We start from the raw sequence: 13,609 nt of genomic DNA on the forward strand, positions 1-13,609 counted from the left end.
AGGAATCTAAAGCTGGATTACTCCAGCTCGTCCATCAGGGCAACCAGCTTCTCAACAGCTTGCTGAGCATCCGGGCCATCAGCCTGGATAGTTACGTTGGTACCCTTGGTCAGGCCCAGGGTCTGCAGCTTGAACAGGCTCTTGGCGCTGGCGGACTTGCCACCGGAGACCACAGTGATCTCGCTTTGGAATTCTTTGGCTTCTTTCACGAACTGAGCTGCCGGACGGGTGTGCAGGCCGTTTTCAGCAGTAATAACAACAGACTTCTCGTACATGGTTTCACCCCATATTATTGATATTTTTTGGTGGATTGGTCGTTTTTGAAGCAACCTGACCCACCGTGTCAGTATGGATATGTTGTAAAGTAACGAAAGCAGACCCGCAATGGTTTAATCCAGGTCAAGTTTCTGTGCAGTAATCGGCGCGCTGGTTGGCAATTTTCAGTTATTGGGCTACAAGCCGCATCAGGACTGGCCTGAAATTATTTTATAACGAAAAATAACACTTTGTTACTTTGTGATACCCAGCCAGCAAACACCGCGTGACGCCGCACAGGATATGAGATTTAGAGCGGAATGTCTGCTTTTTTTCTCACTCCCAAGCTTGTTATTTTACCCCAAAAAATAAGGATCAAGTGACACTATCAGGGGTTGAGTCTAGCCCATAAAGAAGCGGCGCTCTTGGGAGCGCCGCTGTTTTGAAAGATTCCGATCAGTTACTGCTGCAGTTCCTGCTCGCTGAACACCCCGGCAAACAGGGCGCTGGAGAGGTAACGCTCCGCCGCACTCGGCAGGATGACCACAATGGTTTTGCCCGCAAATTCCGGCAGCTCGGCAAGACGGCTGGCTGCCACCACCGCAGCACCGGAGCTGATACCGGCCAGGATCCCCTCCTCCTCCATCAGACGACGGGCCATCTCGATGGCTTCATCGCTGGTCACCTTCTCCACCCGGTCGATGAGGGAGAGGTCCAGGTTGCCCGGGATAAAGCCGGCGCCGATCCCCTGGATCTTGTGGGGGCCCGGTTTGATCTCTTCCCCGGCCAGCTTCTGGCTGATGACCGGCGACTCCGCCGGTTCGACCGCAACAGAGACCACCGCCTTGCCTTTCGTCTGCTTCAGATAGCGGGAGACACCGGTAATGGTGCCGCCGGTACCGACCCCGGCCACGAACACATCTACCTCGCCGTCAGTGGCATCCCAAATCTCGGGGCCGGTAGTCTTTTCGTGGATCTCCGGGTTGGCCGGGTTTTCAAACTGTTGCAGCAACACATACTTGCCCGGCTCGGATTCGAGGATCTCGTTGGCCTTGGCAATGGCCCCCTTCATGCCAAGCGGCCCTTCGGTCAGCACCAGATTGGCACCGAGCGCCTTGAGCAACTTGCGGCGCTCCAGGCTCATGGTAGCCGGCATGGTCAGGGTGATAGGATAGCCGCGAGCTGCCGCGACAAAGGCCAGAGCAATACCCGTGTTGCCGCTGGTGGGCTCGATGATCTCCTTACCCTTGGTCAGGATGCCGCGCTTCTCGGCATCCCAGATCAGGTTGGCACCGATCCGGCACTTGACGCTGAAGCTGGGGTTGCGGCTCTCGATCTTGGCCAGCACGCGACCTTTGGTAACACGGTTGAGACGAACCAGCGGGGTGTGACCGATAGTCTGGCTGTTGTCCTCAAAAATTTTGCTCATGGCGCTATCCCTGTGTTTGTTACGACGATGAAACAAGATTACCCTGTGGTTTCTGAATGAGAAGTGACTATTCGTTATAACCATATGGTATTACAACATATAGAGCTTATTCTCTCTGGCCCCTGACTCCAGGCGCCAATCGTCAAAGGAACCGACGTTATGGGATTTTCAGGAAGCAGCCAGTATCTCGCCTCCGATGCATTGAAGATGGCGGTCAATGCCGCCATCACCCTCGAAAAACCGCTGCTGATCAAAGGGGAGCCGGGCACCGGCAAGACGGTGCTGGCGGAAGCGGTCGCCGACCATCTCGGCACCGATCTCATTGCCTGGCATATCAAGTCCACCACCAAGGCCCAACAGGGGCTCTACGAATATGATGCGGTGGCCCGGCTGCGGGACTCCCAGCTCGGCGACCCCAGAGTGGCCGATATCAGTCACTACATTCGTCAAGGAAAGTTGTGGCAGGCCTTCAGCGCCGAGCAGCGACCTGTGCTGCTGATCGACGAGATAGACAAAGCCGACATCGAATTCCCCAACGATCTGCTGCTGGAGCTGGATCGGATGGAGTTCGACGTCTACGAGACCGGCGAGCGAGTCAAGGCGCGCCAGCGGCCGGTGGTCATCATCACCTCCAACAACGAAAAAGAGCTGCCGGATGCCTTCCTGCGCCGCTGTTTCTTCCACTACATCCGCTTCCCCGACAAGGCCGAGATGCAGGCCATCGTCAAACTCCACTACCCCGACCTCAAGGAGAGCCTGCTTGGCGAGGCAATGGAGCTCTTCTTCGAACTGCGCGAAGTAGAGGGGCTGCGCAAGAAGCCCTCCACCTCGGAACTACTGGACTGGATCCGCCTGCTCTTGGCCGACGATATCGCCCCCGAGGCGATGCGCGCCCGCGAGCCCGGCAAGCTGGTGCCCGCGCTATATGGCGCCCTGCTCAAGACCGAGCAGGATTTGCATCTCTTCGAGAAGCTCGCCTTTCTGGCCCGGCGCGGCAGCTGACCCATGCTGATCGACTTTTTTACCCACCTGCGCCGCCACAAGCTCCCCTGCAGCCTGCGTGAGCTGCTGGACTTGCACGCCGCGCTGGCAGCCCGGCTGGTCGCTGCCGATATGGACGAGTTCTACCAACTCTCCCGCTGCCTGCTGGTAAAAGACGAGGCCCACTACGATCGCTTCGATCGCGCCTTCGCCGAATACTACGAAGGGCTGGAAGCCATCCCCCTGCTGCCGGAGAGCCTGCCCGAGGAGTGGCTGCGCAAGGAGTTCGAACGGCTGTTGAGCCCAGAGGAGAAGGCGCTGCTCACATCCCTCGGCGGACTCGACAAGCTGCTGGAAACCCTTAACCAGCGATTACGCGAGCAGAAAGAGCGCCACGCCGGTGGCAACAAGTGGGTGGGAACCGGTGGCAGCAGCCCGTTTGGCCACGGCGGTTTTCACCCCGAGGGCATCCGCATGGGTGGAGAAGGGCAGCACGGCAAGGCGACCAAGGTGTGGGAGGCCCGCCACTATCGCAACTTCAGCGACGACTCGCCGCTCGGCCAGCGCGCCATTCAGCTGGCGCTGCGCAAACTCAGACGCTGGGTGCGCAAAGGCAATCCCGACGAGCTGGATCTCGACGACACCATAAAAAGTTCGGCCCGCCAGGGCTGGCTCGATGTGAAGCTGCGGCCCGAGCGCCACAACGGGGTCAAGCTGCTGGTTTTTTTCGATGTGGGGGGCTCCATGGATGCTCACGTGGCCGAGGTGCAGCGCCTCTTCTCCGCCCTGCGCCACGAGTTCAAGCATCTGGAGTACTTCTATTTTCACAACTGTCTCTACGACTTCGTCTGGAAGGATAACGCCCGCCGCTTTGAGGAGCGGTTCGATACCCTGCGGCTGCTGCGCACCTATGGCAGCGACTACCGGGTGATCCTGGTGGGGGATGCCACCATGGGCCCCTACGAGATCACCTGGCCCGGCGGCAGCGTCGAGCAGTGGAACGAGGAGTCGGGTCAGGTGTGGCTCACCCGCTTGCAGCAGCACTTTCCCAAACTGGTTTGGATCAATCCCACCCCGCGGCGGGAGTGGCTCTGGCATCCCTCCATCAAACTGATGAATGACGTGGTTGGCGGACGGATGCATCCGCTGACTCTGGCGGGTCTCGCTGCGGCGATCGACCAGCTGTAACCCTCTCTACCCTATAAACCGACAAGCCGGGAACGCACCCGGCGAGGAGCAAAGATGACCTCTATCGTGATCAGTGGCTCAGGCCTCTATACCCCACCCTTTGCCGTCAGCAATGAAGAGCTGGTGGCCGCCTTCAACCAGTATGTGGATCTCTACAACGAGGAGAACGCCTCCGCCATCGACGCCGGCCAGCTCCCCGCCAAGCAGCATTCCAGTTGCGAGTTCATCGAGAAGGCGTCCGGCATCAAGAGTCGTTATCTGGTGAGCCGAGAGGGAGTGCTCAACCCCGACATCATGCAACCGCTGCTGGCGGAGCGGCCCGACGATCAGCCCTCCATCATGGTGGAGATGGCGGTGGCCGCCGCCGAACAGGCGCTGATCGCCGCCGGTCGCGAGCCGGGAGAGATCGATCTGGTCATCGTCGCTGCCTCCAACATGCCACGCCCCTATCCGGCGCTGGCCATCGAGCTGCAGCACTATCTGGGAGCAAGCGGCATGGCCTTTGACATGAACGTGGCCTGCTCGTCTGCCACCTTCGGCATCAAGACAGCCGCCGACATGCTGGCGGCAGGCACCGCCAACGTGGCGCTGGTGGTTAATCCGGAGATCTGCTCGGGGCATCTCAATTTTCGCGATCGTGATAGCCACTTTATCTTCGGCGACGCCTGCACCGCGGTGCTGCTGGAGCGAGCGGAAGATTGCAAGGTGGCCAATCCGTGGCAACTGGTAGCCAGCAAGCTGGTGACCCAGTACTCCAACAACATCCGCAATAACTTCGGCTTTCTGAACCGGCTGAGCCCGCGCACCCGCTACGGCGACGACAAGCTGTTTCGCCAGCAGGGGCGCAAGGTGTTCAAGGAGGTGTTGCCACTGGTGTGCGACCAGATTGCCAACCTGCTCGATGAGCAGGGCTGGCCCGCCGAGAGCCTGAGCCGGCTCTGGCTCCATCAGGCCAACCTCACCATGAACCAGTTCATCGGTCGCAAGCTGCTGGGCCACGATGCCAGCCAGCAGGAGGCGCCGGTCATTCTTGATAGCTATGGTAATACCAGCTCGGCGGGTTCCATCATCGCGTTTCATCTGTACAATCGCGACCTTCCTGCGGGGGCTCGCGGCGTACTGTGCTCCTTTGGCGCAGGCTACTCCATCGGTAGCCTGCTGCTACAACGACAGTAACAGAGTGCGCGGGGAGAGTGGCCCGCGCCCTGTACTCTGATTGGGGTTTGGCGCTGTTTCGCCGCTAGCCCCTCTCTCGGTTCACCCTTACGAGAGGAGAAAACGGGCATAAATAGTGGCCAGACCATGACTATTGATCCGAAAACACCGGACTACTGTGACAACGCATACCGACAAGCCATTGATGAAAAACTTATTTTTCAGATTGGTTGCAATTTTTGAGTACCATGGTGCAACGGGGCGATATCTGGATCACAAGATGACAGGAAAAGGCTGCAATTTGTCATCCTTTGCCAATGATGGCTTCCAATGAATTCGAGGTTTGCTATCATCCGGAGACATTTCTTATCTGTCGCCGGCTACAAAAGAATCCCCTCATGTACACACAGTTCTTCGGCCTATCGGAACCGCCTTTCTCCATCTCGCCCAATCCCAAATACCTCTATATGAGTGAGCGCCACGGCGAAGCCCTTGCTCACCTCAACTACGGATTGCAGGATGGTGGCGGCTTTGTGCTGCTGACCGGCGAAGTGGGCACCGGCAAAACCACCGTCTCCCGTTGCCTGCTGCAGCAGTTGCCAGCAGATACCGAGATCGCCTACATCCTCAACCCCTCCCTGACCGAACGGGATCTGCTGGCAGCCATCTGCGACGAGTTTCAACTCCCCTACCCCGCCGAGGCCGGGATCAAGCAACTGTTCGACCTGATCCGCGACCACCTGCTGGCCAACCTGACCGCAGGCAAGCGCAGCGTGGTACTGGTGGACGAGGCCCAACATCTGTTGCCCGGGGTGTTGGAGCAGTTGCGTCTGCTCACCAACCTGGAAACCGACGAGAAAAAACTGCTGCAAATCGTGCTGATCGGCCAACCCGAACTGCAACAGATGCTGCGCCAGCCCCTGTTGCGCCAACTGGCCCAGCGCATCACCGCCCGCTACCACCTGCTGCCCCTCTCCGCCACCGATGTGGATGCCTACGTCCGCTTCCGGCTGCAAGTAGCCGGTTGTGTGCAGCCCATTTTTACCCCCAGAGCGATCCAGACGCTGCATCGGCTCTCCGGCGGCATTCCGCGCCTGATCAACCTCATCTGCGATCGCGCCCTGCTCGCCGCCTTCGCCCGTGGCAGCTACAAGATTGTTCATGGCGACATCAGCCAGGCAGCGTTCGAGGTGAGCGGCGTCCGTGATGAGGGGAGCTGGCTTTCCGGTCTGATGGTGACACTGGCTGGCGCCTTGCTGGTAGCTGCAGGCTGGTGGGGCTGGCAATTTTTCGGCGTATTCCCCGAACGGCCTGTGGTCAAGGTCGAGGTGCCTGTCACCGTTGACGAGACCGCCGAACAACAGGATCAGTTGACCGAGGCGATCAATCAGGCCCTCGACCCCGAGAGCGCCATGCAGAATCTCTATCGGGTCTGGGGCTATGAACCGGAACCGTTCGATGCCACCTGTGACAACGCCCCTCGCGCCGGTCTGCGCTGCCAGGAGGGAGAGGCAAGCCTCGAGGAGCTGCGCGCCCTGCAGCATCCCGCCATGATCACGCTCACTGACCAGAGTGGCGGTCTCTATTACGCCACCCTGGTCAATCTGGGGCCAAGCAAGGCCAGCCTGATGATCGGCAACCAAAGCTGGCAAGTGGATCGCCAGTGGCTCAGCGACAACTGGGGTGGCAGCTATACCCTGCTCTGGCGCATGCCGAAAGGGGGCGTCAGCCTGATCGCCAGCAATGCCGGACAGACCCAGATCCAGTGGCTCGACAACGCTCTGAGCCGAGCATTGCAACAGCCCGAGCGCAAGGTGCGCCGTTTCGATGGCGAGCTCAAGAACAAACTGCAGCAGTTCCAGCGGGATCAAGGACTCACCCCTGACGGCATCGCTGGCAGCAACACCCTGCTGCGGCTCAACGCACTCTCCGGCGAACCCATGCCAAGACTGGAGGAGACCTCCTGATGTCTACCCTGCTCAATGCCCTGCGCCGTGCCCATCAGCCTTCGCAACAGAGCCATATTCCCGCCATGGGGTTGGCGATAACCCGCGAGGAGGCGCAACCCGCGCGTCGCGTCGGCTGGTTGCTGGCGCCCCTTGCCCTGCTGCTGGGGGCGGGTGCCAACTATGGCTGGCATCTAATCCACCTGCGTCCCATCGAGGAGAAGGTGGAGGTAAAAGAGGTGATTGCCTCCCCCTTCGTGCGGGTTGAGCCCAAGGCGATGGTGACCCGTCCGCTGCCCCCGCCCCTGCCGGAACCTGTAGTGCAGCAGCCCAGGGTCGCAGCGGCTGCCAGCAATCCGGCAGCCAGTCGACCAACCTTGGCCGAACAACTGATGCGCGCCCTCAACGAAACACCGCTGCAACAGGAATCGGGTACAGTTTCCCAAAGCGTGCAGCCGACCCAGTTGATGTCGCTGAATGCCGCTCCGCTTTCGGTTCGCCAGCAAGTGCCCGCATTCAGCTATGGCTCCCATGTGTTCTCATCCAATCCGGCCAAGCGGGCCGTGGTGCTCAATGGCCGCGAATACCGGGAAGGGAGCGAAATAGCCCCCGGGGTCGTGCTCGCCACCATCGACCAGCAGTACATTGTGCTGGATATCGGAGGCCAGAGCGTAACCCTCAAGGCGTTGCAGGATTGGCAAGGGTGAGTACACACCTTCCCCTGATAATCGCTGGCAAGCAGGATGCACCTCGCCTGAGTGCCACTTTTATGAGCATTCAAAGGTTTACTGTGTGATGAAATATCCATTTTTACGGTTTGGTGCGCCCCGACCCGTTGTGTCACAGCACGCAGCCGTACACAATACGCAGCCGCCCCAGAGCCTGGAATTTGTTGATTAATATGACGCTACGATTCAGGGATGACATCTTGACCCTGCTGCTGGCCCGGTGCCGACAGCTTCCTTTGACTCGCGTCACCGGAGTGTTCTTTCTGGTGCTGCTGCTGATGCTGGCCCAGCAGAGCGCAGCCCTCACCTGGCGCTTGCTCACTCTGGCAAACCCGCAATCCAACCAGCCGTGGCAACCCTCCACCGTGGCGGTCAGCGGCCAAAGCAGCCCGCGCCTTGAACTGGGCGAGGTGAGCCGACTGGCGCTGTTTGGCAAGGCGATCCCCAAGGCGCAGGCAAAAACCGCCGTGGCCGCCAATGCGCCGCGCACCCAGCTTAATGCCCAGCTCAACGGGGTGTTGGCAAGCTCGGATCCCGCCAAATCCATCGCCATCATCGCCATGTCCGGCATCCAGAACTCCTACGGGGTTGGCGACATGATTGACGGCACCCAAGCGCGGATCCGGCAGGTCTATCCGGATCGAGTCATCATAGAGCGGGATGGCCGCGACGAGACCCTGATGCTGGATGGCGAGGAGTATGGCAAGCCGCTACCGCAAACAACAAATACTACTCTCCTTGGCTCTCTGCGCAGCGAGCTGATGGCCGATCCGGGCAAGATCACTGATTACCTCAATATTTCACCGGTTCAGATGGATGGCCGCATGGCCGGTTATCGCCTCAACCCGGGCAACAATCCGGAATTTTTCAACCAGAGCGGGCTGCAGGCCAATGATCTGGCCATCAGCATCAACGGACTGGATCTGCGTGACAACATGCAAGCCATGCAGGCGATGCAGCAGCTGGCTGGCGCAACGGAAATGACAGTGACCGTCGAGCGGCAGGGCGAACAGTTCGATGTCTATGTGCGCTTGTCAGAATAATGATTTGGAGTCGTACCAATAATGACCACTAAAGGGAAAGGCTGGCGTCTGGCCACTATCGCAGCGGCACTGATGATGGCGGGCTCAGCCTGGGCCACCGAGTACTCTGCCAGCTTCAAGAACGCCGACATCGAAGAATTTATCAATACGGTGGGCAAAAACCTCAACAAGACCATCATCATAGAGCCCTCGGTGCGCGGCAAGATCAACGTGCGCAGCTACGACCTGCTCAACGAGGAGCAGTACTACCAGTTCTTCCTGAGTGTGCTCGATGTCTACGGCTTTGCCGTGGTGCCGATGGATAACGGCGTGCTCAAGGTGCTCCGCTCGCGGGATGCCAAAACCTCCGCCATTCCGGTGGTGGATGGCAATAACCCGGGAGTGGGCGACGAGATGGTGACCAGAGTCGTGCCGGTACGCAACGTCTCGGTGCGTGAACTGGCTCCCCTGCTGCGCCAGCTCAACGACAACGCCGGTGGGGGCAACGTGGTGCACTACGAGCCATCAAACGTGCTGCTCATCACCGGCCGCGCCGCCGTGGTCAACCGTCTGGTGGAAGTGGTGAACCGGGTCGACCGCGCAGGCGATCAGGATGTGGACATCATCAAGCTGAGATATGCCTCGGCCGGCGAGATGGTGCGGCTGGTGACCAACCTCAACAAGGATGGCAATCCACAAGGGGGCACCGCCTCCCTGTTGCTGTCGCCCAAGGTGGTGGCCGACGAGCGTACCAACTCTGTGGTGGTGAGCGGTGAGCCGAAAGCGCGCGCCCGCATCATCCAGATGGTTCGCCAGCTCGACCGCGACCTGCAGAGTCAGGGCAACACCCGGGTCTTCTATCTCAAATATGGCAAGGCCAAGGATATGGTCGATGTGCTCAAGGGGGTCAGCTCCAGCATCGAGGCTGACAAGAAGGGGGGCGGAGCAACCACAGGGGGCGCCAGCATCGGCGGTGGCAAGCTGGCCATCTCTGCCGACGAGGCAACCAATGCCCTGGTCATCACCGCCCAGCCGGATGTGATGGCGGAACTGGAGCAGGTGGTGGCCAAGCTCGATATCCGTCGCGCCCAGGTGCTGGTAGAAGCGATCATCGTCGAAATTGCCGACAGTGACGGCCTCAATCTGGGCGTGCAGTGGGCCAACACCAACGCTGGCGGCACCCAATTTACCAACACAACACTGCCCATTGGCGGAGCCATCGCAGCCGGTAAGGATTACCAGGATGGCAATACCGAGACAGCTACCAACTTGCTTGGGAGCTTTAACGGGATGGCCGCCGGTTTCTATCACGGCGATTGGGCCATGTTGGCGACGGCTCTCGCCTCCAATACCAAGAGCGATATTCTCTCAACCCCGAGTATCGTCACCATGGACAACAAGGAGGCCTCCTTCAATGTCGGACAGGAGGTGCCGGTGCAGAGCGGTTCACAAAGCTCCACCACCAGCGATCAGGTGTTCAACACCATAGAGCGCAAGACGGTGGGCACCAAGCTGACGGTTACGCCGCAGATTAACGAAGGGGACTCGGTACTGCTCAACATCGAGCAGGAGGTCTCCAGCGTCGCCAAGGTCGTATCAGACAGTACCAAGGGACTAGGCCCCACCTTCGATACCCGCACGGTGAAAAACGCCGTACTGGTGAAGAGTGGCGAGACAGTGGTACTGGGTGGCCTGATGGATGAGCAGACCAAGGAGGAAGTTTCCAAGGTGCCGTTACTCGGCGATATCCCGGTACTGGGTTACCTGTTCCGCTCCACCAGCACCAACACCAACAAGCGCAACCTGATGGTCTTTATCCGGCCCACCATCTTGCGTGATGCGGAGGTTTATACCGGCGTCTCCAGTAACAAGTACAGCCTGTTCCGCGCCGAACAGCTCAATGCTGCCGCCCAGGAGGGGTATCTCACCTCGCCCGCCCGTCAGGTTTTGCCCGTCTATGGCCAGGATGTGATGATGTCACCCGAAATCCGGCAGGAAGTGGAAAATCAGATGGAGCAGATAAAACGCCGCCAGCAGAACACAGCTGACAGCACCACCCCCTTTGTGCAGAGCCGTCCCTGATGAGTGCCTACCATCTTGATGGCGGCGAGTTGCCGCCCCCGCTGCCGGAGCTGCCCTTCGCCTTTGCCCGCAACTTCGGGGTGATCCTGATTGAGCGGGACGGCGCTCCCGTGCTGCAGTGCCGCCCCGGCGTCACCCCGCAGGCCCTGCTGGAAGTTCGGCGGGTAGCGGGTTGCAGCTTCGCGGTGGAGCAGCTCGACAACGAGGCCTTCGAAGAGCTGCTGATGGCCCACTATCAGCGCGACTCCTCCGAAGCGCGCCAGCTGATGGAAGATCTCGGCAACGAGATGGACTTCTTCGCCCTGGCCGAAGAGCTGCCGCAAAGCGAAGATCTGCTGGATGCCGATGACGACGCCCCCATCATTCGCCTCATCAACGCCATGTTGAGCGAGGCGATCAAGGAGGAGGCCTCCGATATCCATATCGAGACCTTCGAGCGGGCACTAGTGATCCGTTTTCGTATCGATGGGGTACTGCGGGAGATCCTGCGCCCCCATCGCAAGCTGGCATCACTGCTGGTCTCGCGGATCAAGGTGATGTCGCGGATGGATATTGCCGAGAAGCGGGTACCGCAGGATGGCCGTATCTCGTTGCGTATCGGCGGCCGCGCCGTCGACGTGCGGGTCTCCACCATGCCGTCCAGCTACGGCGAGCGGGTGGTATTGCGTCTGCTCGACAAGAACAACGTGCGCCTCGAGCTCAAGCAGCTGGGGATGACCGCGGCCAACCGCAGCATCATCAGCGAGCTTATTCGCAAGCCCCACGGCATTATTCTGGTCACCGGCCCGACCGGTTCCGGTAAATCCACCACCCTCTATGCGGCGCTGTCAGAAATCAACTCGCGGGATCGCAACATCCTGACGGTGGAAGACCCCATCGAGTATGACCTCGAAGGGGTGGGCCAGACCCAGGTCAACACCAAGGTGGACATGACCTTCGCCCGCGGCCTGCGCGCCATTCTGCGCCAGGATCCGGACGTAGTGATGGTGGGGGAAATTCGTGACCTTGAAACCGCCCAGATTGCGGTGCAGGCGTCACTGACCGGTCACCTGGTGATGTCGACCCTGCACACCAACACCGCCATCGGCGCCATCACCCGGATGCGGGACATGGGGATCGAGCCCTTCCTGCTTTCCTCGTCGCTCTTGGCGGTGCTGGCCCAGCGGCTGGTGCGTACCCTCTGCCCCGATTGCCGCGCCTCGCGTCCGCCCACCGAGCAGGAGCGACTTGCAATGGGTATCACACTGGAACCTGATCAGCCTATCTGGCATCCGGTGGGCTGCGAACAGTGCAACCACACCGGCTATCGTGGCCGGACCGGCATCCACGAACTGGTGGTGGTTGACGAGGCGGTGCGTGAAGCCATTCACGGCGCCAGCGGCGAGATGGCCATCGAGCGGCTGATCCGCGGCCACACCCCCAGCATCCGCCGCGACGGTATCGACAAGGTGCTCAAGGGGCAGACCAGCCTCGAAGAGGTACTGCGCGTGACCCGGGAAGATTGAGATGGCGGCATTCGAATATAAGGCCCTCGACAACAAGGGGCGCAGCAAGAGCGGCGTGATGGAGGGTGACTCGGCCCGTCAGGTGCGCCAACTGCTGCGCGAGCAGGGGCTCACCCCCCTCGAGGTGAACGAGACCACCGAGAAGGCAAAACGGGAGGCGACCCGCTTCGCCCTGTTCCGTCGTGGCGCCAGCACAGCCGAGCTGGCCCTGATCACTCGCCAGCTGGCCACTCTGGTAGGGGCCGGCCTCACCATCGAAGAGGCGCTCAAGGCGGTGGCCGAGCAGTGCGAAAAAGCTCACTTGCGCTCTCTGGTGGCGACCGTGCGCAGCAAAGTGGTGGAAGGCTATTCGCTGGCCGACTCGCTGGGGGCCTTTCCCCATGTATTCGACCAGCTGTTTCGCTCCATGGTGGCGGCCGGTGAAAAATCGGGCCATCTGGAGAAGGTGCTCAACCGTCTCGCTGACTACACAGAGCAGCGCCAGCATATGCGCACCAAGCTGCTGCAGGCGATGATCTACCCCATCGTGCTCACCTGTGTCGCCATCGGGGTTATATCGATCCTGCTCACCGCCGTGGTACCCAAGGTAGTGGCCCAGTTTGAACACATGGGCCAGCAGCTGCCGGGCACCACCCGTTTTCTCATCGGCACCAGCGAACTGATGCAGGCCTACGGCCTCTGGTTCCTGCTGCTGATCTTCCTTGGCAGCTTTGTCTGGCGCTGGTGGCTCACCGATGAAAAGCGTCGCCGACGCTGGCATCAGGTGCTGCTCGGCCTGCCGGTGATTGGCCGGGTCAGCCGCGGTCTCAACACCGCCCGCTTCGCCCGTACGTTAAGCATCCTCAACGCCAGTGCGGTACCGCTGCTGGAGGGGATGAAGATCTCCGGCGAAGTGCTCTCCAACGACTTTGCCAGAATGCGCATTCTCGAGGCCGCCGAACGGGTGCGCGAGGGGACCAGTCTGCGCAAGTCGCTGACCGAGACCAAGATTTTCCCGCCCATGATGCTGCACATGATCGCCTCCGGCGAGCAGAGCGGCGAGCTCGACAGCATGCTGGAGCGGGCTGCAGACAACCAGGATCGGGAGTTTGAATCCCAGGTCAATATCGCCCTCGGGGTGTTCGAACCCATGCTGGTGGTCTCCATGGCCGGGGTGGTGCTGTTTATCGTGATGTCGATCCTGCAGCCGATCCTCGAGCTCAACAATATGGTGAATATGTAAGTTTCCGGTGTTCGGTGGCGCCGCTGGCGGCCCGTCGAACCCACCCAGTGATCACTCTCTGATGGGCCATCCCATCTCATTCGTTACGGAGCAACT

General features: G+C 60.2%; 11 protein-coding genes. 9 read left to right on the forward strand and 2 right to left on the reverse strand.

Going from position 1 to position 13,609, the window contains the following annotated elements; translation table 11 throughout:
* Positions 1–17: 17 nt before the first annotated feature.
* Positions 18–275, reverse strand: a complete 258-nt coding sequence (locus G5193_RS06190; protein ID WP_005338266.1) for an HPr family phosphocarrier protein — start codon at positions 273–275, stop codon at positions 18–20.
* A 440-nt stretch (positions 276–715) separates the two neighbouring features.
* The gene (gene cysK / locus G5193_RS06195) at positions 716–1,684 is read right to left on the reverse strand and encodes a cysteine synthase A (protein ID WP_005338267.1); all 969 of its coding nucleotides are present in this window, start codon (positions 1,682–1,684) and stop codon (positions 716–718) included.
* A 159-nt stretch (positions 1,685–1,843) separates the two neighbouring features.
* Here cysK and G5193_RS06200 point away from each other — a divergent pair, with 159 nt between their 5' ends.
* The 9 genes from G5193_RS06200 (at position 1,844) to exeF (ending at position 13,513) form a co-directional block, all read left to right on the forward strand.
* The gene (locus G5193_RS06200) at positions 1,844–2,686 is read left to right on the forward strand and encodes an AAA family ATPase (RefSeq protein ID WP_005359032.1); all 843 of its coding nucleotides are present in this window, start codon (positions 1,844–1,846) and stop codon (positions 2,684–2,686) included.
* A gap of 3 nt (positions 2,687–2,689) precedes the next feature.
* Complete coding sequence (locus tag G5193_RS06205) at positions 2,690–3,853, forward strand: vWA domain-containing protein (protein ID WP_421205419.1); 1,164 nt, start codon at positions 2,690–2,692, stop codon at positions 3,851–3,853.
* A 54-nt stretch (positions 3,854–3,907) separates the two neighbouring features.
* Positions 3,908–5,029 carry a beta-ketoacyl-ACP synthase III gene (locus G5193_RS06210; protein ID WP_421205421.1) on the forward strand — a complete coding sequence of 374 codons (1,122 nt, stop codon included), beginning with the start codon at positions 3,908–3,910 and terminating at the stop codon, positions 5,027–5,029.
* 377 nt (positions 5,030–5,406) lie between these two features.
* Entirely contained in the window at positions 5,407–6,975 is a 1,569-nt protein-coding gene (locus G5193_RS06215) for an ExeA family protein (protein WP_421205423.1), read from the forward strand.
* Positions 6,975–7,661 (forward strand): GspB family T2SS assembly factor variant ExeB, encoded by a 687-nt coding sequence (gene exeB, locus G5193_RS06220; protein WP_421205425.1) that lies wholly within the window; start codon positions 6,975–6,977, stop codon positions 7,659–7,661. The genes G5193_RS06215 and exeB overlap by 1 nt, the downstream gene beginning before the upstream one ends.
* Before the next feature lie 221 nt (positions 7,662–7,882).
* Positions 7,883–8,725 (forward strand): GspC family type II secretion system variant ExeC, encoded by an 843-nt coding sequence (gene exeC, locus G5193_RS06225; RefSeq protein WP_421205427.1) that lies wholly within the window; start codon positions 7,883–7,885, stop codon positions 8,723–8,725.
* A gap of 21 nt (positions 8,726–8,746) precedes the next feature.
* Positions 8,747–10,786, forward strand: coding sequence for a GspD family T2SS secretin variant ExeD (exeD, locus tag G5193_RS06230; RefSeq protein ID WP_421205429.1), 2,040 nt, complete (start codon positions 8,747–8,749; stop codon positions 10,784–10,786).
* Complete coding sequence (gene gspE / locus G5193_RS06235; protein ID WP_421203079.1) at positions 10,786–12,291, forward strand: type II secretion system ATPase GspE; 1,506 nt, start codon at positions 10,786–10,788, stop codon at positions 12,289–12,291. Before exeD ends, gspE begins: the two co-directional genes overlap by 1 nt.
* A 1-nt stretch (position 12,292) precedes the next feature.
* Positions 12,293–13,513: a GspF family T2SS innner membrane protein variant ExeF gene (gene exeF / locus G5193_RS06240; protein WP_005338296.1), complete on the forward strand. Its 1,221-nt coding sequence runs from the start codon at positions 12,293–12,295 to the stop codon at positions 13,511–13,513.
* Positions 13,514–13,609: the final 96 nt, after the last annotated feature.

The organism is Aeromonas sp. 601027 (genome assembly GCF_049174455.1).
Taxonomy (GTDB): domain Bacteria; phylum Pseudomonadota; class Gammaproteobacteria; order Enterobacterales; family Aeromonadaceae; genus Aeromonas; species Aeromonas veronii_A.